15 protein-coding genes are annotated in these 19,694 nt (G+C 70.0%); 6 read left to right on the top strand and 9 right to left on the bottom strand.

The features are described from left to right. Position 1 precedes the first annotated feature (1 nt). The 3 genes from ccrA to ACFVKT_RS37110 form a co-directional block, all read right to left on the bottom strand. Positions 2-1,339 carry a crotonyl-CoA carboxylase/reductase gene (gene ccrA / locus ACFVKT_RS37120; protein ID WP_385740323.1) on the bottom strand — a complete coding sequence of 446 codons (1,338 nt, stop codon included), beginning with the start codon at positions 1,337-1,339 and terminating at the stop codon, positions 2-4. A 398-nt stretch (positions 1,340-1,737) separates the two neighbouring features. Further along, the gene (locus ACFVKT_RS37115; RefSeq protein ID WP_385740320.1) at positions 1,738-2,553 is read right to left on the bottom strand and encodes a TetR family transcriptional regulator; all 816 of its coding nucleotides are present in this window, start codon (positions 2,551-2,553) and stop codon (positions 1,738-1,740) included. 136 nt (positions 2,554-2,689) lie between these two features. After that, entirely contained in the window at positions 2,690-4,495 is a 1,806-nt protein-coding gene (locus ACFVKT_RS37110) for a 3-hydroxyacyl-CoA dehydrogenase family protein (protein WP_385740317.1), read from the bottom strand. A gap of 371 nt (positions 4,496-4,866) precedes the next feature. On the opposite strand from ACFVKT_RS37110, the gene ACFVKT_RS37105 reads away from it, so the two are divergent. Then, a complete protein-coding gene (locus tag ACFVKT_RS37105) occupies positions 4,867-5,439 on the top strand; it encodes an adenylosuccinate lyase (RefSeq protein ID WP_385740314.1) in 573 nt (190 codons plus the stop codon). Here the strand turns inward: ACFVKT_RS37105 and ACFVKT_RS37100 are convergent. The 3 genes from ACFVKT_RS37100 to ACFVKT_RS37090 all read right to left on the bottom strand — a co-directional run bounded on the left by ACFVKT_RS37100 (position 5,436) and on the right by ACFVKT_RS37090 (position 8,861). Then, positions 5,436-5,948: a GNAT family N-acetyltransferase gene (locus ACFVKT_RS37100; protein WP_385740585.1), complete on the bottom strand. Its 513-nt coding sequence runs from the start codon at positions 5,946-5,948 to the stop codon at positions 5,436-5,438. The two genes, ACFVKT_RS37105 and ACFVKT_RS37100, sit on opposite strands and share 4 nt — an antisense overlap. 147 nt (positions 5,949-6,095) lie before the next feature. After that, the gene (locus tag ACFVKT_RS37095) at positions 6,096-7,679 is read right to left on the bottom strand and encodes an alpha/beta hydrolase (RefSeq protein WP_385740311.1); all 1,584 of its coding nucleotides are present in this window, start codon (positions 7,677-7,679) and stop codon (positions 6,096-6,098) included. Between the two features lie 150 nt (positions 7,680-7,829). After that, positions 7,830-8,861 (bottom strand): Rv2578c family radical SAM protein, encoded by a 1,032-nt coding sequence (locus tag ACFVKT_RS37090; RefSeq protein ID WP_385740308.1) that lies wholly within the window; start codon positions 8,859-8,861, stop codon positions 7,830-7,832. A 172-nt stretch (positions 8,862-9,033) separates the two neighbouring features. Here ACFVKT_RS37090 and ACFVKT_RS37085 point away from each other — a divergent pair, with 172 nt between their 5' ends. The 5 genes from ACFVKT_RS37085 to ACFVKT_RS37065 all read left to right on the top strand — a co-directional run bounded on the left by ACFVKT_RS37085 (position 9,034) and on the right by ACFVKT_RS37065 (position 16,543). After that, the gene (locus ACFVKT_RS37085) at positions 9,034-9,477 is read left to right on the top strand and encodes an SRPBCC family protein (RefSeq protein WP_384467180.1); all 444 of its coding nucleotides are present in this window, start codon (positions 9,034-9,036) and stop codon (positions 9,475-9,477) included. Positions 9,478-9,658: 181 nt separating this feature from the next. Next, the gene (locus ACFVKT_RS37080; RefSeq protein ID WP_385740305.1) at positions 9,659-12,046 is read left to right on the top strand and encodes an MFS transporter; all 2,388 of its coding nucleotides are present in this window, start codon (positions 9,659-9,661) and stop codon (positions 12,044-12,046) included. A gap of 139 nt (positions 12,047-12,185) precedes the next feature. After that, positions 12,186-14,651 carry a SpoIIE family protein phosphatase gene (locus tag ACFVKT_RS37075; RefSeq protein ID WP_385740302.1) on the top strand — a complete coding sequence of 822 codons (2,466 nt, stop codon included), beginning with the start codon at positions 12,186-12,188 and terminating at the stop codon, positions 14,649-14,651. Between the two features lie 171 nt (positions 14,652-14,822). Then, positions 14,823-15,548, top strand: coding sequence for a class I SAM-dependent methyltransferase (locus tag ACFVKT_RS37070; RefSeq protein ID WP_385740299.1), 726 nt, complete (start codon positions 14,823-14,825; stop codon positions 15,546-15,548). 248 nt (positions 15,549-15,796) lie between these two features. Beyond that, positions 15,797-16,543, top strand: coding sequence for an IclR family transcriptional regulator (locus tag ACFVKT_RS37065; protein ID WP_385740296.1), 747 nt, complete (start codon positions 15,797-15,799; stop codon positions 16,541-16,543). A 378-nt stretch (positions 16,544-16,921) separates the two neighbouring features. On the opposite strand, the gene ACFVKT_RS37060 is transcribed toward ACFVKT_RS37065, so the two are convergent. The 3 genes from ACFVKT_RS37060 to ACFVKT_RS37050 are packed head-to-tail and all read right to left on the bottom strand — an operon-like array spanning position 16,922 to position 19,684. After that, entirely contained in the window at positions 16,922-17,551 is a 630-nt protein-coding gene (locus ACFVKT_RS37060) for a malonic semialdehyde reductase (RefSeq protein WP_385740293.1), read from the bottom strand. 16 nt (positions 17,552-17,567) lie between these two features. Continuing rightward, positions 17,568-18,809 carry a VOC family protein gene (locus tag ACFVKT_RS37055; protein WP_385740290.1) on the bottom strand — a complete coding sequence of 414 codons (1,242 nt, stop codon included), beginning with the start codon at positions 18,807-18,809 and terminating at the stop codon, positions 17,568-17,570. Positions 18,810-18,823: 14 nt separating this feature from the next. Further along, a complete protein-coding gene (locus ACFVKT_RS37050; protein WP_385740287.1) occupies positions 18,824-19,684 on the bottom strand; it encodes a fumarylacetoacetate hydrolase family protein in 861 nt (286 codons plus the stop codon). Positions 19,685-19,694: the final 10 nt, after the last annotated feature.

Here is a 19,694-nt window from a genome sequence, read left to right as displayed (position 1 = left end):
CTCAGACGTTCCGGAAGCGGTTGATGGCGTCGATGTGCTGGGCGCGCTTCTCCGTGTCCCGGACGCCCAGGCCCTCGCGGGGTGCGAGCGCCAGGACTCCGACCTTGCCCTGATGGAGGTTGCGGTGCACGTCGTAGGCCGCCTGGCCGGTCTCCTCCAGGGAGTACACCCGGGAGAGCGTCGGGTGGATCTTGCCCTTGGCGACGAGCCGGTTGGCCTCCCAGGCCTCGCGGTAGTTCGCGAAGTGCGAGCCGACGATCTTCTTCAGGGACATCCACAGGTAGCGGTTGTCGTACTCGTGGTTGTACCCGGAGGTTGAGGCGCAGGTCACGATGGTGCCGCCCTTGCGGGTGACGTACACGCTCGCGCCGAAGGTCTCGCGGCCCGGGTGCTCGAAGACGATGTCGACGTCCTCGCCGCCGGTCAGCTCGCGGATCCGCTTGCCGAAGCGCTTCCACTCCTTGGGGTCCTGGTGGTGCTCGTCCTTCCAGAACCGGTAGTCCTCGGCGTTGCGGTCGATGATCGCCTCGGCGCCCATCGCCCGGCAGATGTCCGCCTTCTGCGGGCTGCTCACGACACAGATCGGGTTGGCGCCGCCGGCCAGCGCGAACTGCGTGGCGTACGAGCCGAGTCCGCCGCTCGCGCCCCAGATCAGGACGTTGTCGCCCTGCTTCATGCCGGCGCCGTTGCGGGAGACCAGCTGGCGGTACGCGGTGGAGTTCACCAGGCCCGGAGCGGCGGCCTCCTCCCAGCTGAGGTGGTCCGGCTTGGGCATGAGCTGGTTGGACTTGACGAGGGCTATCTCGGCGAGCCCGCCGAAGTTGGTCTCGAAGCCCCAGATGCGCTGCTCGGGGTCGAGCATCGTGTCGTTGTGGCCGTCCGACGATTCCAGCTCGACGGAGAGACAGTGCGCGACGACCTCGTCGCCGGGCCGCCAGGCGTTCACGCCGGGGCCGGTGCGCAGGACGACGCCCGCGAGGTCGGAACCGATGATGTGGTACGGCAGATCGTGCCGCTTGGTGAGCTCGCTGAGCCTGCCGTAGCGCTCCAGGAACCCGAAGGTCGCCATCGGCTCGAAGATCGAGGTCCACACCGAGTTGTAGTTGACGGAGGAGGCCATCACGGCCACCAGGGCCTCGCCGGGGCCGAGTTCGGGCACCGGCACGTCGTCCAGGTGGATCGACTTGCGGGGGTCCTTGTCGCGGGTTTCGAGCCCGGCGAACATCTCCGTCTCGTCCTTGTGCACGGTGATCGCGCGGTATGACTCGGGGAGTGGCAGAGCGGCGAAGTCGGCGGACGTGGCCGTCTGCGACTGAATCGCGTCCAGGATTTCCTTCACGGTGTTGCCTCCGGCGACTGGCGTTTTGAGGGAAGACGCTGAGGGTTACGTCGGTGCTGCTGCTGGGTGCGAGGGGTGTGCCGTCGGTTCGGCGGAGGTGGTGCTGTGGCAGCGCTTGGTCGGCGCAGGAAGTTGCCTGTGACGCAGGCGTCCGGGCGCGCTCGCCATTGGCTTGCGGGGACAGCCGACGTACGAAAGGTCTCTGCACGCCGGCCGCCCGGACTCCTTCAAGGTATGGCACCCCGTGTCACCTGACAAGGCACGGAGTGCCAGAAGTTGCGCTCAGGTGAAATCTTTACGTAACACTTGAGCGATGATCGATCAGGTGAGGGTCGGATGGGGGCATAAAAAAGCCGGACGTGTCCAAATCGGACGCGTCCGGCGAATCAGTGAGTGCCCTACTTCGACCGCTCCCGGAGAGCCTGCTCGATAGTCCGCATGACCTGGTCCAGCGGAGCGTCGACCCGGGCGACGGTCACCAGGACGTCCCCCTCCGTGAAGGAGGACGCCGGTGCCGGCTGGGGGGCGAGCTCGCGCCCCGCGCCGATCCCGGTCCCGAAGGTCTTCCGCACGATCGAGAAGGCGTGGTCGAGCTGGGACTCGACGTCACCCTGGGCCCCCGCCCGGAGCCAGCGCCGCAGCACGTGGTTGTGGGCCGTGACGACCGCGGACGCGGCGACCTCCGCGAGCAGCGGGTCGTCGTTGGCGTCGTCGTCGTGCGCGTGCTCGTCGAAGTGGCCCAGCAGGTAGCGGGTGAACAGCCGCTCGTAGCGGGCCACGGAGGCGATCTCGGCCTCGCGCAGCGTCGGCACCTCGCGGGTGAGCTTGTAGCGCGAGACGGAGATCTCGGGCTGGGCCGCGTACATCTTCATGACTTCCTTGATGCCGCGGCACACCGTGTCGAGCGGGTGCTCGTGCGCGGGCGCCGCGTTCAGCACGGCCTCGGCCCGGATCAGGGTGTCGTCGTGGTCGGGAAAGATCGCCTCTTCCTTGGAACGGAAGTGGCGGAAGAACGTGCGACGCGCGACCCCGGCCTGGGCCGCGATCTCGTCGACGGTGGTCGCCTCGTACCCCTTGGTCGCGAACAGCTCCATGGCCGCGGCCGCCAGCTCGCGGCGCATCTTGAGCCGCTGGGCCGCCGCGCGACTGCCCGCGGCGCTCTCCGGCGCGTCGGAGGTGGCAGGTGTACGTGAGGACTTGGCGGGCTGGGACATGCCCCGAACGTACTGCATATGTGCAGGAGAGTGCGCGTGTCCGGGGATCCCCCCGCCCTCCGTGGGCGGGGGGTTTCCGGGCGGGTCGAGCAGGCCGCCCCAGTGGTCGCTGTCGCCGAACCGGTCGCCCGCTCGCTCAGCGCCGGGCATATTCGCGGAAGCCGCGGCCCGTCTTGCGGCCGAGGCAGCCCGCGGCCACCAGATGCTCCAGGAGCGGCGCCGGGGCGAGTCCCGGGTCGCGGAACTCGCGGTGCAGGACCTTCTCGATGGCCAGCGAGACATCCAGCCCGACCACGTCCAGGAGCTCGAAGGGGCCCATGGGGTATCCGCCGCCGAGCTTCATCGCGGCGTCGATGTCGTCGAGCGTCGCGTAGTGTTCCTGGACCATCTTGATCGCGTTGTTCAGGTACGGGAACAGCAGCGCGTTGACGATGAAACCGGCTCGGTCTCCGCAGTCCACCGGGTGCTTGCGGATCTTCGCGCAGACCTCGCGCACGGTGGCGTGCACGTCGTCCGCGGTCAGGACGGTCCGCACGACCTCGACGAGCTTCATCGCCGGGGCCGGGTTGAAGAAGTGCATCCCGATGACGTCCGCCGGGCGCGAGGTGGCGCGGGCGCAGGCGACGACGGGCAGCGAGGACGTGGTGGTGGCGAGGATCGCGCCGGGCTTGCAGACCTTGTCGAACGTCGCGAACAGCTGCTGCTTGATCTCCAGGTCCTCGGCGACCGCCTCCAGCGCGAGATCGACGTCCTCGAAGGCGTCGTACGAGCCCGCCGGGGTGATCCGGTCCAGCGTCTGAACCGCCGCCTCGGCCGTCAGCCGCCCCTTGTCGACGGAGCGTGAAAGCGACTTGCCGATACGGGCCTTGGCGGCCTGCGCCTTCTCCTCGCTGCGGGCGGCGAGGACGACCTCGTACCCGGCCTTCGCGAAGACCTCGGCGATGCCGGACGCCATGGTGCCGGAGCCCGCGACACCGACCGAGCGGACGGTGCGGCCGGGGGTGAGGGCGAGGCCTTCGAGGGGAGTCAGCGCGTCCCGCACGACGACCGCGCTGCCGGGAGCCTCGTACGAGTAGAAGCCGCGCCCCGACTTCCGGCCGGTCAGGCCCGCCTCGCTGAGCTGCTTGAGGAGGGGTGCGGGCGCGTGCAGCCGGTCGTGCGACTCGGCGTACATGGCCTCCAGGACCGTCCGCGCGGTGTCGACGCCGATCAGGTCGAGCAGCGCCAGGGGGCCCATCGGCAGTCCGCAGCCGAGCTTCATCGCGGCGTCGATGTCCTCGCGGGAGGCGTACTTCGCCTCATACATCGCGGCGGCCTGGTTGAGGTAGCCGAACAGCAGTCCGTCGGCGACGAAACCGGGGCGGTCGCCGACCGCGACGGGCTCCTTGCCGAGTTCGATGGCCAGGTCGGTCACCGCGGCGACGGCCGCCGGCGCGGTCAGCACCGAGGAGACGACCTCGACGAGCCGCATCGCGGGCGCCGGGTTGAAGAAGTGCAGGCCAAGGACGCGCTCGGGGTGGGCCGAGTCGGCGGCGAGGCGCGTCACGGACAGGGCGTTCGTGCCGGTGGCGAGGATCGTCCCCGGACGCACGATGCCGTCAAGCGCGCGGATGACCTGCTGCTTGATGTCGTACGACTCCGGAGTCACCTCGATGACCAGGTCGGCGTCGGCCGCGGCTGCCAGGTCGCCGGAGGTGCGGAAGTGCGACAGGACCTCGTCGCGCTCCTGCTCGGTGAGGCGCTCGCGGCGCACGGCGCGGGCGGTGGAGGCTTCGAGCGCCGTGACCGCCTGGGCGGCGGCGGCCTCGCTGATGTCGATGCCGATGACGTCGCGGCCGGCACGTGCCAGGACCTCGGCGATGCCGGTGCCCATCGTGCCGAGGCCGATGACGGCGACGGTCTTCAGCGGGCACAGAGAGGTGTCGGAAAGGGGAGTGGCCATCGCGGGACTCCAGGGAGAGGGTGACGACTGAGGACCGCACGCGGGGGCGCCGACAGGCGCACAGGGTGCGGGAGTTGGTGCGGGTGATGCCGGGCTGACGAGCGCACACGCCCGGTGGCGTCCCTGGGCGAAGCACATGAGCCCAGCGAACGGTGAAGCCGACGGGCTCTGTCCCGGAGCCATGTCGTACTGAGATACCTGAAGTACCGAACCGACTGCCTTCACGGCGGCTGCGTCACCAGGCCGCCGTGAGCAAAAACGCGAGTGGGTAACTCGCTCGTCTGAGCTTAACCCGCCAGTAACGAGCGCGCCACCCCCCGAGTTTGTGATGTACGTCCCCGTACCTCAGGGGTTTGCCTAGGCTCGGCATCATGGACGAAGAGTTGCGATCACTCACGGAGCGTCTACGGAGCGAGGCCGGGGCTTCGGCGACGTACGACCGTCTCGTGGCGACGGAGGACGTGGACGAGCTGACGGACGCGCTCACCGAGCCCGGGCAGCCGCTGTGGGCGCGGGAGTTGGTCGCCTTCCGGCTCGGGGTCGCGGGGGACCGGCGGGCCTTCGAGGCGCTCGTCCTGCTGCTCAACCACCGCGAACCGGAGCGCTGCGTCTCCGCCGCGTACGCCCTGGCCCGGCTCGGCGACCCCCGCACCGCCCGCGCGGCCGCCGCACTCGCCACCAACGAACTGCGCGTCGCCTACGCCCTGCACCCCGTACGCCTGCTCGCCGAACTGCGCGCACCCGAGGCCGCGCCCGCCCTGATCACCACACTGGAACGCAGACTGCGCCCGCACGACCCCTACCGCAGGGTCGCCCTCGCCTGCGTGGAGGGACTGGGCGCACTCGGCGACGTACGCGCGCGACCGGTCCTCAACGAGGCCCTGGCGCATCCGGCACTCGCGGAGGCGGCGGTACGGGCGCTGGCGCGACTGCCGAGAACTTAGGGGGTGCCGGCACCGGTGAGTGCGCGTACGTAGCGGACCTCGGGCACCGCGGCACCATCGGCCTCGAATGGTTCCTCGGCTCCGTCCGGAGTGAAACCGGCCCGTTCGTAGAAGCGGCGGGCCGGGGTGTTCTCCTTCAGCACCCACAGCAGCATCCGCTCGTACCCGGCGACGGCACACCGCCTGGTCGACTCCCTCAGCAGCGCGCTCCCCGCCCCGCCGCCGACGCGGTCGGGATGGACGTAGATCGCGTACAACTCGACGTCCTCGGTGCGGACTTCACCGTCCCGGTACGGCCCGTGGCAGACCCAGCCGACCACCTCGCCGTCCTGCTCCGCGACCAGGTTCACGACCTGGCCGCCGCCCCGCCCGAAGCGCTCGCGTCGCCGTGCCGTGTCCTCGGCCACGCTGAGGGCGTCGAGATACGGCTGCGGTATCAGCCCCTTGTACGCGGTCTGCCAGCCGCGGATGCGGATCTCGGAGACGCGGGGGCAGTCGGCGAGGGTCATCTCGCGGATCAGGAGGTCACTCACGCGGCCACCACCGCGTACACCTCGGTCCACATGGCGAACCCGTCGGGGGCGGGAACGCGGGTCAGTCCGCTCATGGGTCCAGAGTGGACCATGGGTCTGACAACGCCCCCGACGGGTCGGTGCTCAGCCTCGGAAACCGAGGAGGCCGTGCAGGGTCGAGCCGCGTGAGGTGGTGGATGCCGCCTTGGTGCTCAACGGCTTCGGGTCGGGCAGTGCCTCGCACACCGCGTCGACCTCGCCGCCGCTGCGCGGCACCCTGCCGTCGGTCAGATACGCCGTCAGGTACTTGTCCAGGCAGGCGTTGCCACTCAGCGAGATGCCGTGGTTTCCGCCGCCCTGCTCGACCACCAGGCTGGAGCCGCCCAGCAGGTTGTGGACGGTGACGCCGCCCTCGTACGGGGTGGCCGCGTCGTTCGTCGCCTGGAAGAGCAGCGCCGGCGGGATGGCGTCGTTGGCGACGTCGACCGGATGGAGCGAGTGCGTCGGCCAGAACGCGCACGGCGCGTTGTACCAGGCGTTGCTCCAGGCCATGAACGGCGCCTTCCCGTACACCGCCCAGTTGTCCTTGCGCCACTGGTTCCAGTCGCGCGGCCAGGCCGCGTCACGGCACTGCACCGAGGCGTAGACGCTGTAGCCGTTGTCCCCCGCGGCGTCGATGGCGGCGAAGTTGTCGTACGCCTCGACCAGCGGGTCCGCGTTCTTGTCGTTCACATAGGCGGCGAACGCCTCGGCGAGATAGGGCCAGTAGCCGTTGTAGTAGCCGCCGGGGATGAAGGTGTCCTCCAGTTCGGAGGCGCCCACCGTCTTGTCCGCGGGCTTCTTGGCGAGCGCCGCGCGCATCGCGTACCACTTGGCCTCGATCTTGGCGGGGTCGGTGCCGAGCTTGTACGTGCTGTTGTACTTGGCGACCCAGGACATGAAGGCCAGGTGCCGGTCGTTGAAGGCGTAGTCCTGGCTGAGGTTGTCGGCGTACCAGACACCGGTCGGGTCGACGATGGAGTCGAGGACCAGGCGCCGTACGCGATTCGGGTAGAGCTTGGCGTAGACGGCGCCCAGGTAGGTGCCGTACGAGTACCCGAAGTAGTTGATCTGCCTGGCGCCGAGCGCGTGCCGGATCGCGTCCATGTCCTGGACCGCGCTCACCGTGTCGATGTAGGGCAGCAGCTTCGCGTACTTGGTGGCGCACGCTTTCGCGAAGGACTCGGCGCGCGCGAGGTTGGCCTTCTCCAGCGCCGGGGTGCTGGGCACCGAGTCGGGGCGCACCGGGTCGAAGTACCCCGGCTTGCAGTCCAGGGCGGGCTTGCTCGCGCCGACGCCACGCGGGTCGAAGCCGATGACGTCGTACTGCGCCGCCACCGCCTTGGGCAGCGCGGACGCGACGTACCCGGCGAGGGTGAGCCCGCTGCCGCCGGGGCCGCCGGGGTTCACCAGCAGCGGTCCCTGGTACTTCTTCGCGGTGTGCGGGACGCGCGAGAGCGCCAGGGTGATTCGCTCGCTGTACGGGTTGGAGTGGTCCAGCGGCACCTTCAACGACGCGCACTGGAGCGTCGGATAGGTGGTCGTGCCGCACTTCTTCCAGCTGAGCTTCGCGGTCTGGACGGTGCGTGGTGCGGTCGCGGAGCCGGAGCTCGCGTCGGCGGGGATCGAGGTGATCATCCCTGCCAAGACAGCGGCAGCACCGCACAGAGCGGCTGCGCGCTTCTTCATGGGGAGCCTCCCAGGACGGAGGATTCTGAGCCGTGCACGCCACGGCCTTCGCCGTATCGTCCCGGAAAGGAGGTCCGGAAGAACCCGTTCTGACGAGACTTGACCCGATCGGGCCGCGGGATGCGCTCGGATGCCGTCAGGGGAGCGCGTTCACAGGAGGGTGAGCTGCGTCGGTTCCGGCGCCGTCGGTTCGGGCGCGGCGATCCTGCGTGGCATCCCCGCGCGCGAGGGGCCGATGCCGTACTCCTCGGCCAGTTCGTGCACCTGACGGGTGATCCGGCGCTGGTACCACTTCGGAGCGTAGGAGCCCTCCGCGTACAGCCGCTCGTAACGGCGTACGAGATGCGGGTGGTGGTGCTCCAGCCAGGCCATGAACCACTCGCGGGCGCCCGGCCGCAGATGCAGCACGAGTGGGGTCACAGAAGTGGCGCCCGAGGCCGCGATCGCCCGTACGGTGGCGCGCAGTTGGGCCGGGTCGTCGCCCAGGAAGGGGATCACCGGGGCCATCAGGACGCCGCAGCCGATGCCGTGGTCCGTCAGGGTGCGTACGACGTCCAGGCGGCGCTCGGGGGCGGGTGTGCCCGGCTCCACGGTGCGCCACAGCTCGGGGTCGGTGAAGCCGACGGAGACGGAGATCCCGACGTCGGTGACCTCGCAGGCCTGCTTCAGGAGGTCGAGGTCGCGCAGGATCAGCGTGCCCTTGGTGAGGATCGAGAAGGGGTTCGCGTGGTCGCGCAGGGCGGCGATGATGCCGGGCATCAGCCGGTAGCGGCCCTCCGCCCGCTGGTAGCAGTCGACATTGGTGCCCATCGCGATGTGCTCGCCGTGCCAGCGGCGCGAGCCGAGCTGGCGGCGCAGCAGGTCCGGTGCGTTGACCTTCACCACGATCTGGGAGTCGAAGTCGAGCCCCGAGTCGAGGTCCAGATAACTGTGGGTCTTGCGGGCGAAACAGTAGACACACGCGTGCGTGCAGCCCCGATAGGGGTTCACCGTCCACTCGAAGGGCATGCGGGAGGCCCCCGGCACCCGGTTCACGATCGACTTGGCCCGGATCTCGTGGAAGGTGATGCCCCGGAACTCCGGGGTGTCGAAGGTACGGGTGGTCACCGCGTCCGCGCCGAACAGCGCGGCGTCCCTGGCGGGATTCCCTGTGGGGTCCGCTGTGAGGTTCTCCCAGCGCATGAGGCCTCCTCGGTAGCACTGACTACAGAATAGAACACATGTTCCCTTGATCGTGCGACCTGGTATTCGGCGACCCGGGCGGCACCCTGTGGGCACCCCGATTTGGGCGGCCCGGCCGGGGGGTGGTTGGCTGGCCGCACACCCCGAGAAACCAAGTGCTGGAGGAAGTGCAATGGCGCAGGTCGAGGCCACGACTGAACGGGTCATCGCGGCGGACGCGGAGGCGGTGTTCGACGCTCTGGCCGACTACACCGGCACGCGCGCGAAGCTGCTGCCCGAGCACTTCAGCGAGTACGAGGTGCGCGAGGGCGGCGACGGCGAGGGCACCCTCGTCCACTGGAAGCTCCAGGCCACCAGCAAGCGCATCCGTGACTGCCTGCTCGAGGTGAGCGAGCCCACCGACGGCGAACTCGTCGAGAAGGACCGCAACTCCTCGATGGTCACCACCTGGCGCGTCACCCCCGCGGGCGAGGGCAAGTCGCGCGCCGTCGTCACCACCGTCTGGAACGGCGCGGGCGGCATCGGCGGCTTCTTCGAGAAGACCTTCGCGCCCAAGGGCCTCGGCCGCATCTACGACCTGGTGCTCGCCAAGCTCGCCACCGAGGTGGAGAAGTAGCCCCCAGGGCGACTTCACGGAGTGCGTCGTCCAAGGGGTGGCTCTCCAGGGCGCGTTGCCGTCCTCACCGGTTCGAGTGGATCTCTTCGTCGCGGGGCGTTACGCCGTAACTCGTCGCGCTTGCCAGCAGTTGTCGCGTAAGCGGGAATTGTGCGGGTAGGCGCGACGAGGGGAGCGGTACGTGGGCGGGATCACTCTGGTGAAGGACGAACCGGCTGCCGCACCCCCGCAGGACCGCACGCCACCGGCTGCCGAGACCGGCCAACTGGGTCCGCGCCAGATCCGGTTGGTCTTCCTCGGGCTCATGCTCGCGCTGCTCCTCGCGGCCCTTGAGCAGATGATCGTGGCCACCGCGCTGCCGAAGATCGTCGGTGAGCTGCACGGCCTGGACAAGATGTCCTGGGCGATCACCGCCTATCTGCTCACCTCCACCGTCGGACTCCCGATCTACGGCAAGCTCGGCGACCTCTTCGGCCGCAAGGGCGTCTTCCAGTTCGCGATCGTCGTCTTCGTGATCGGCTCCGCGCTGGCCGGCTGGTCGCGCACGATGGACGAGCTGATCGCCTTCCGCGCACTCCAGGGCGTCGGTGCGGGCGGCCTGATGATCGGCGTGCAGGCGATCATCGCGGACATCGTGCCGCCGCGTGAACGCGGCCGCTTCATGGGCCTGATCGGCGCCGCGTTCGGCCTCGCCTCCGTGGCAGGACCGCTCCTCGGCGGCTATTTCACCGATCACCTCTCCTGGCGGTGGTGCTTCTACATCAACGTGCCCTTCGGCCTGCTCACCCTGGCCGTCGTCACCGTCGTACTGAAACTGCCCAAGCCCCGCACCAGAGCGCGCCTCGACGTGCTGGGCGCTTTGCTGCTCGCCGCCGCGTCCACCTGCCTCGTCCTGCTGACCAGTTGGGGCGGCACCGAGTACGCGTGGGACTCGCGGGTCATCCTGGGGCTCGGCGCGGGCGCGCTCGCCACGACGGTCCTCTTCCTGGTCGCCGAGCACTTCGCCGCCGAACCCCTCATCCCCCTGCGGCTGTTCAGGGACGGCGTCTTCAACATCACCGCCCTGGTGGGTCTGATCGTCGGCGTCGCCCTGTTCGGCGCGGCCAGCTATCTGCCGACGTTCCTGCAGATGGTCGACGGAGCCTCGGCGACCGAGTCCGGGCTCCTGATGCTCCCCATGATGGGCGGCATCGTCGGCGCGTCGGTCATCTCCGGGCAGCTGATCAGCAAGACCGGGCGCTACAAGGTCTATCCGATCCTCGGCGGTGCCCTCTCGGTCCTCGGCATGTGGCTGCTGTCCCGGCTCGAAGTCGACACACCCCGGCTGCACTACAGCGTCTGGATGGCGGTGCTGGGCGCCGGAATCGGCATGGTGATGCCGGTACTCGTCCTCGCCGTGCAGAACTCCGTACGCCCGGCCGACCTCGGCACCGCGACCAGCGCCAACAACTACTTCCGGCAGATCGGCGGCAGTGTCGGCGCGGCCGTCTTCGGCACCCTCTTCGCCAACCGGCTGGCCGACGAACTCGCCCACCGCCTCCCCGCGGGCGGGGCGACCGGTGTTCCGGACGCGGAGTCCCTCACCCCGCAGCTCGTCCACACGATGCCGGCCGCCCTGCGCGACACCTACATCGGGGCGTACGCGGAAGCCATGCCGCGGATCTTCCTCTACCTCGTGCCGGTGCTCGTCATCGGCCTGCTGATCGCCTTCTTCCTCAAGGAGAAACCGCTGGTGTCCTACAACGCCCCCGCCACCGACGCCGAGTCCGCACCGCTCACCCAGATCCCGCACGCCCGCACCTCGTACGCCGCCGGGATCCCCGTCTGCGGCACGGTCCAGCACCCCGACGGCACCGTCGTACCGCGCGCCGCGCTCACCCTCATCGACATCGCCGGGCAGCAGATCGGCCGGGGCGCCAGCGGCGAGGACGGGCGGTACGCGCTCTCCACGCCCGGATCGGGGTCGTACGTCCTGATCGCCGCGGCGGGAGGCCACCAGCCGCAGGCCGTCTCGGTGACCGTCGGCGAGCGTCCCGTGGAGCTGGACGTCGTGCTCGGCGGGGCGGGACGTCTCGCCGGAAGTGTGCTGACCGCGGACGGCACCCCGGTGCGCGAGGCCATCGTCACCCTCACCAACGTCCACGGCGAGGTGGTCGCCACCACCCGCAGCGGGCGTGAAGGGGGCTATGTCATCACGGAGTTGGTGGCGGGCGAGTACACCCTCGCCGCCAGTGCGCCCGCCTTCCGTCCGGCAGCGCTACCGGTCAGCGTGCAGGCCGCCCGCGAGACCCGCCAGGATGTCGAACTCGCCGGGGGCGCCGTGCTGCGTGGCACTGTGCGCGCCGGCGGCGGACGCCCCGTGGAGGACGCGCGCGTGACGCTCCTGGACGCCGCGGGCAACGTGGTGGACACGCTCACCACTGGCGCCGACGGAACGTTCCGGTTCGTCGATCTGTCCTCCGGTGAGTACACCGTCATCGCGGCGGGCTATCCGCCGGTGGCCACCGTGCTCCAGGTCGCCGGGGGCGGCAGGACCGAACGCGACCTGCAACTGGGCCACGAGGACTAGATATTGCGAAGTCCCCGGGGTGCCGGACCTTACTCGCGAGTTCAATTCCGGTATTGCCACACATCGCGACGGGCCACCGCCGTACGGTAGTAGTGGCGGCACAGATCTTGCGGAGCCGTGGGGAGAGAGGGCCTGGGCCATGGACCGTGGCACGGATACGGGCGCAGCTCCCAGCCGCGGAGCTGGGGACGGCGCGGTGGAGCACGCCGCCGTGGGCCGGATCCCCCTGGCCGTGGTGGCCGTGGACCGTGAGGGCCTGGTCTCGCACTGGAGCACCGGCGCCAAGCGCCTGTTCGGCGCCTCCAAGGAGGACGCGGTGGGCCGCCCCGCCGTCGATCTGCTCCCGGTCTCCGGCGCACTCCCCGAGGACGAGGACATCGCGCCCTACGGGGCGTACGCGGCGTACGACGGACTCGGTCCCGACCTGGAGTCCTCCCTCGACGGGCGGCTCTCCTACCCGGCCGCCGGGCGCGCCCGGCTCACGGTGAGCGGCCGCGACCGGGTCGACGTGCTGTGGTGGGCGTACCCCCTGGTGGGCCCCGGCCCCGAGCGACTGCTGGTGCTGGCCGCCGACGCGGGCGCGATGCGGCAGGAGGGCCACGAGGCCGAGGGAGCCGCCGTCGAGCGCATCGCGCCCGGCTTCGCCCTGCACACCGACTTCCCCGGCGCCGAGGAGCTGGCTCGCGGACTCCCCGAGATCCTGCCCAGCATGAGCGTCGGCGAGGGCGCCCGGATCGTCGCGCAGGTCCTCGAACTGGGCTATCCCGTACTGGAGTTCAGCCAGAACGACCGGGTGCCCGTCACCCCCGACTGGGGCGTGCCCCGGCGCGCCGAGCGCAAGGCGCGCCGCGAGCGGGCCGCCCGGGCGGCGGCCAGCGGTGAACCCCTGCCAGGAGAGGTGCAGGACGAGGGCGAGGACCTCGAATACGTCGCCGTACGCGAGCGCCTGGAGTTCCTGAACGAGGTCAGCGGGCGCATCGGCACCTCGCTCGACCTGGCGCAGACCATCCTCGAGGTCAGCCGTGCCGTGGTACCGCGCTTCACCGATGTCGCGGGCACCTACCTCCGCGAACAGGTCGTCGCAGGTGAGGGGTTCCCCGAAGGCGTGCCCGACACGACCACCATGTGGCACCGCGTCGCGCTGGAACACACGGACGAGCCGGGCCGCTGGGACGACGTCGTGCCGGTCGGCGAGGCCATGCCCTTCCCGGCGCACACACCCTTCTTCCAGTGCATGACCACCGGCGAGCCCGTCCTTGTGCCGCGCATCAGCGAGCAGATGGGGCACATGATCGCCGCGCAGTTCGAGAAGCGCGACATCAGGCCGCTCATCACCCACCGTTCCATGCTGGTCGTCCCTCTGAAGGCCCGCAATGTGGTGCTCGGCTTCATGATCCTGCTGCGCCACCCCGAGCGGGTCGAGTTCAACGACATGGACCGTGTGACCGGCGCCGAACTGGCCGCCCGTGCCGGGCTCGTACTCGACAACGCGCGCATGTACACGTACCAGGAGAGTGTCGCCGAGACCCTCCAGGACAGCATGCTGCCGCACATCGCGCCCCGCATGGCCGGCTGTGACATCGCCACCCGCTACCTGCCCGGCACCCTCCTCGGCCGGGTCGGCGGAGACTGGTTCGACTCCGTGAAGCTGCCCGGCTCGCGGACCGCCCTGGTCGTCGGCGACGTGATGGGGCACGGTCTCAACTCCGCTGCGATGATGGGCCAGTTGCGCACCGCCGTGCAGACCATGGCAGCGCTCGACCTGCCGCCCGCCCAGCTCCTGCGCAACCTCGACGACCTCGCCCAGCGGCTCGGCGACAACTACCTCGCGACCTGCCTGTACGCCGTCTACGACCCCATCGCCGGCGAACTGCACATGGGTAACGCCGGCCACATCCCACCCGTCGTCGTGCGCGCCGCGGACGGCCGCAGCGAGCTGCTCGACCTGCCGACGGGCGCGCCCATCGGAGTCGGCGGGGTGCCCTTCGAGGCGGTACGCGTGCGCGTGGAGCCCGGCGACCGGCTCGTGATGTGCACCGACGGACTCGTCGAGGTGCGCGGCGAGGACATCGGCGTCGGCCTCGCCACGCTCTGCGAGTCCGCCGCCCACCCGGCCGCGTCCATGGACGACGCCTGCGACACCATCATCCGCGCGCTCAACACCCGCGGCGGCCGCAAGGACGACGTGGCACTGCTGATGGCCCGCCTCAACGGCATCGAACCCGAGGACGTCGCCGAATGGCGGCTCGCCCTCGACCCGGTCGAGGCGGGGCGGGCACGCGCGGTGGTCCGCGAGCAGCTCCATGAGTGGGGGCTGGCCGCGCTCACCGACCCCGCCGAGCTGATGGTCAGTGAACTGGTCACCAATGCCGTACGGCATACCCGCAGCCGCCATATCGCGCTGCGCCTGGTGCGCGGCGAGACCCTGCTGTGCGAGGTGGACGACGACGACCACACGTTGCCGACCCTGCTCAGCGCCGGTCCCGAGGACGAGTTCGGGCGCGGTCTGCGCGTGGTGAGCACGCTGGCGCGTGAGTGGGGGACGAGCCGTACGACCGCGGGCAAGACCGTGTGGTTCGAACTGACCCTGCCGCGGCGCCGTTAGCCGCCCGGGCGGTTCGGGGCGTGCGGGGCGGTCCGCGGGGCGTGCGGCGGCGCGCAGTTGTCGAGTGAGCGTGAAGGAATGTGCCACGCGCTTGTGGCCGTGACCGGGGCGCGATAGACCGATCTGGCCCCGTCTCCTTGACGGTCGGCGTCACCACCTGGGGAGTTGGGCATGAGTGTGACGAGTCGGTACAGAGAGGCCTGGGAAGGCTTCTGGCGCGAGGCCCCCGACGAACAGGGGGCGGTCTTCTGGGACGCGGAACCCGTGCTGACCGCCGGCATCCATCTCGCCCGCTTCGAACCACGCATGGTGGACTTCGAGTTGCCCCTCGTGGACCTCGGCTGCGGCAACGGCACCCAGACCCGCTTCTTCGCCGAACGGTTCACCCAGGTCGTCGGCGCCGACATCTCTGCCGCTGCCCTCGACCACGCCCGCCGCGCCGATCCGCAGGGCGCAGCCGAGTACCGGCAAGTCGACTTCGCGGAGAAGAGCGAGGTCGAGGTGCTCCACGCGGAACTGGGCGATGCCAACATCTATATGAGGGGCGTACTCCACCAGTGCGAGGCCGAGGACCGGCAGAACCTGGTCGACGGCATCGCGACACTCATCGGCGAACGCGGACGGGCCTTCATGGTCGAGCTGTCGGAGACCGCGCGCCCCGTCCTGATGGGGCTCGCCCAGGGCGCCGAGGGGCCACCGCCCAAGCTGCGGCCGGTCCTGGCGCACGGGATCGTCCCCGGCGAGGTGGCCGACGCGGCGGTGCCGGTGTACCTGGGCGCGGCCGGTCTGACGGTCCTCGGGAGCGGTGAACTCCCGCTCATCACCACGGAGTACACGCCCGACGGAACACGGATCGAACTGCCGTCGACATGGCATGTGGTGGGACGTGCGGGCTGAGGAGGCCACCTTCGCGGGCCGACGTGTGCGGGCGTGTGTGGATTCTGTGGGTTCCGCGCGCCGACGTGCACGGGCCCACCGGGCGAGAGACTCTTCTGCTGTCGCGCTGCGCCGTCCGGTTGGCTCCGGGGCGACGTCTGGCCCTGATTCGGGTGGGGTAGGAACCACCCGAAAACGGCAGACTCTGCTACGTATATTGGTACTTGGTCCCGTGGCTGACCACCCGGGCCAGGACGGGGGTCCAACCGGTGACGAATACCGGACGAGGGGTACTCGAAGGCGCGTTCGCTCTGTTGAGCGCGCTCGAAGAGGCGGGTGAGGCGAGACTGACCGCGCTCGCTTCCCGCAGCGGGTTACCGAAGAGCAGTGCCCATCGGCTGCTTGACCAACTGGTCGCGCTGGGCGCGGTGGAGCGCTCGTGGGGCGCCTACCGGATCGGCCCGCGGATCTTCCGGCTGGGCCGCGCCTGGCAGCCGTATCCAGGTCTGCAGGCGGCCTCGGCCGGGACCGTACGGTGGCTGGCGGAGACCACCGGCGCGACCGTGGCGATCTGTGTGCTGCACGAGGGGCGCACGATGGCGGCCGCCGGACTGCCGGGTGAGGTCGCCGAACTGGCGCCCATGCGGCCGGGCGAGACCTGGCCGGCGATGACCGCCGCGGGCAAGGTGCTGCTGGCGAACGCGCCTGCGGGGCTGCCGCTCGACCCGTTGCCGGGGTCCTGGCGGCGGACCGCCCAGGAGATCCGGGAGCGCGGCGCGGCCTTCGACCGTGAGGAGTTGGTCCCGGGGGTGGCCTGTGTGGCCGTTCCGCTGCACGGGCAGCGCGGCGAGCTGATCGCGTCGCTGGTGTCGATGGTGCCGGCCGGCCGGAAGCTGGAGACGTTGGCGGAGACCCTGACGCTGGCGTCCCGCGTGATCGAAGATGGTTTGCGCCGTGTTCCGCGTCAGGCCGCGCGGCCGCTCACGCGGGGGGCGTCGCTCCCTCGGGTGCGCTGAGGGTTTCGGGGGTGCCGGGAACTTACCGGAAGCCGAGCCGACCCGATGCCATGGCGACGGCACTGGTCGCCGGCGGCCGACCTGGCGCGCCCGGCCTGCGGCCCCATGCGGTCCTCGGCCGAGCGCTACGACCCCACGGCCGGCACCTGGACGCCGGACACTCCCATTCCCACCGGCCACACTCACCACCGCGCCGGCCTGCTCCCCTTGACCCCCGGTCCTCGGCGGTTCGGTCCGTGCAGGTGCCGCCGCCCGGGGGGGCCTACGAGGACGTCCTCACCAAGGCTTCGGAGACCTTTGAGGTGCAGGCCGGACGGCTCGGTGGGTCTGGCTCCGGACGGGGAACCGGAGCCGGAAGCCCCCCAGTGGGTCACCGGCTCAGGCCCACGAGATGACCTGCTCGTGTTCCAGCCGGGGGAGGCGCTGGAACCAAGGGCGCTCGCTGGGATGCCCGAGGTTGACCACCAAGGTCGACCGCAGACGTCCGTCGGGGAAGAACTCCGCATCCAGCCCTGAGGAGTCGAAACCCTTCATCGGCCCGGCCGCCAGACCGAGTGCACGCACGGCGAGAATGAAGTAGCCCGCCTGGAGGGCGCTGTTGTAGCCGGCGACCGACTCCCGCTTTTCGGTGGCGGTCTCGAAGATCTCCCGCGCCTCGGGCCGGTAAGGCAGCAGCTCCGGGAGATGCTCGTGAAACCGGGTGTCCGCGGCCAGCACCGCGATGACGGGTGCCGAGGCACTCTTGGGCCGGTTGCTCTCGGCCAAGTGCTTCAGCACCCGGGCGCGGCCCTCCGGAGTGCGGACGTAAAGCACGCGCAGGGGCTGGCTGTTGGTCTCCGTGGGCGCCCATCGGGCCAGCTCCCAGATCCTGCGCAGCTCCTCGTCGCTCACCGGGGTGCCGGCGAAGCTGTTCGCCGTACGTGCCCGGGTGAAGAGGGTGGCAAGTCCGGCCTCGTCGAGCCGGGAGAGGGGCTGCGGCAGGGTCTCTGCCAAGGGTGCGGACATCATCGCTCGCTTTCTCAGGTCAGCCCAGCGGGCCCATGAAGGTCTGATCGGCGTAGGTGTCCGACAGCGGCGGCAGCACCTCGGGCCACGGGTCGGTGACCGTCCGGCGCTCGCTCTGCGGCCTGGGCTTCCCGTCCCACCCGATCTGCTCCATATAGGAGTAGAGGCAGACCAGGTGACCGTCGGGGTCGCGCAGGTGGGCCGCGTAGTCGATGCCCAGATACAGCTCGGCCGGGACGTCGTCGACGAGGGTGTAGCCCTCCTGCACCAAGTAGCGCACGGCGGCCCGCAGTTGGCTGTAGCTGCCCACTTCCATGCCGATGCTCAGACACGAGGTGTGCTCGCTCAGCCCGAGCAGGCCGCGCAGCGCCTTGTCCGCCAGGACGAAGGTGTGGTGCTCGCTCGCACTGCGCAGGTGCACTACGCGCTTGCCGAGGTACTGCGCCTCTTCGGCGATCTCGAAGCCGAGCAGCTCGGTGTAGAACGCGAGCATCTCCTCCATCCGCTCGGTGAACATCGAGACCGGACCGAGCCGGGTGATCTTGAAGGGCCGCGGCAGCAGCACGCCACCGACGTCGTACGTCTCCTTCAGATGCGCCTCGGAGGGACTCCAGCCGGAGTCGGTGTCGATGTCGCGGTCCAGCGCCTCCTGAAGCTCGGCGGCCTCCGACATCTGCGGCAGCGAGGGCACCGTGTTGAATCCCCGGTAGTGCATCGCGGCCGGCCGGGACTTCCGTGACCAGCCGATCTGCTCCATGCCGTAGTAGAGCTCGACCGTGTTCCCGTCCGGATCGAGGAAGTAGACATGCCAGTTGCCGCCTGGCATGTCACGTCCGACGCGTCCGATCTCCACGCCGCGGGCGCGCAGGAACGCCTCGGCGTCGACGACCTCCTTCAGGGTGCCCACCTGCCAGGTGATCTGGCTGAGCGTGTTGTCCTTCGCGTGCAGGTCGTTGCCGAAGAAGGTGCCGAAGGTCCGGTGCGCCAGCAACAGGGCGTGGTGGTCGGCCGAGTTGCTGGTGAAGATCAGCCGGGGGTCGGTGATGACCTTCTGCAGGGCAGGGAGTGCCTGCGGGGGTGCATCCTTGAACATGTCCACTTCGTCGGTGACGCGGAACCCGAGCTTGTCGACGTAGAAGGTGATCGCCTCGTCGAGCCGGTCCAGGTTGAAACCGAAGTGGCCGAAACGCCTGATCTTGAAGGGGCGGGGCAGCAGGACTCCGCCGACGTCGAACTGCTCGTTGTGTACTGCGGTCGCCATGACCGGTCTCCTTGCTACTTGTCCTCGTCGGAGTAGTCGGGGCCCGCCGTGACCGGGCTTCTCAGCTCACCGATGCCTGTCGCCCAACTGACCAGCGTGTCGCCGGGCTTGAGGAAGACGCTCGGACTCCGCAGCGCGCCGACGCCTCCGGGCGTGCCGGTGAAGATGACGTCGCCGGGCAGCAGCGGGCACACCGCGGAGATGCGCGCGATGAGTTCGGCGACGGAGTAGACCATGGTGGAGGTACGGCTCTTCTGCATCACCCGGCCGTTGAGGGTGCAGCCGATCTCCAGGTCGTCGGGGTCGTCGAGCGCGTCCGGCGTGACGAGGACCGGACCCATCGGCCCGAACCCCGGGAAGGACTTGCCCATGCAGAACTGCGGTGCGGGCCCCGCCATTTGTACGGCCCGTTCGGAGATGTCCTGCCCCACGGTGAGGCCCGCCACGTGGCGCCACGCGTCCCGCTCGGCCACTCGCTCGGCGCGGCGTCCCATCACGACGACGAGTTCGACCTCCCAGTCGACGTGCCGGCTGGGCAAGGGGATGGGGTCGCCCGGTCCCGAGAGGCAGCTCGGAAACTTGGTGAAGATCAACGGAGCCTCGGGAAGGGCGACTTTGGCCTCCTCCACGTGCTCACGGTAGTTGGCGCCGATGGCGAAGACCTGGCGCGGTGGCGGGACCGGGAACTGGAGGCGGTCCAGGGAGAGTTGCTCCCCGCTCGGCTCCGCCGTGGCCGCCCACTCGACGAGGGTGTCCCATACGTCGAAGAGACCTGCCGGATCGGCGGGGATCCGGCCGTTGCCGGCCCGTTCGATGTCGACGGCCGACTCGCCGTCGACCAGGACCAGCCGGTTGTCGATGATTCCGATGCGCATGCGGGCGCTC

This window comes from Streptomyces sp. NPDC127595 (assembly GCF_042671685.1).
GTDB lineage: Bacteria > Actinomycetota > Actinomycetes > Streptomycetales > Streptomycetaceae > Streptomyces.
Note: the sequence above shows the minus strand (reverse complement) of the source record. Positions and strands in the feature narration are given on the sequence as shown.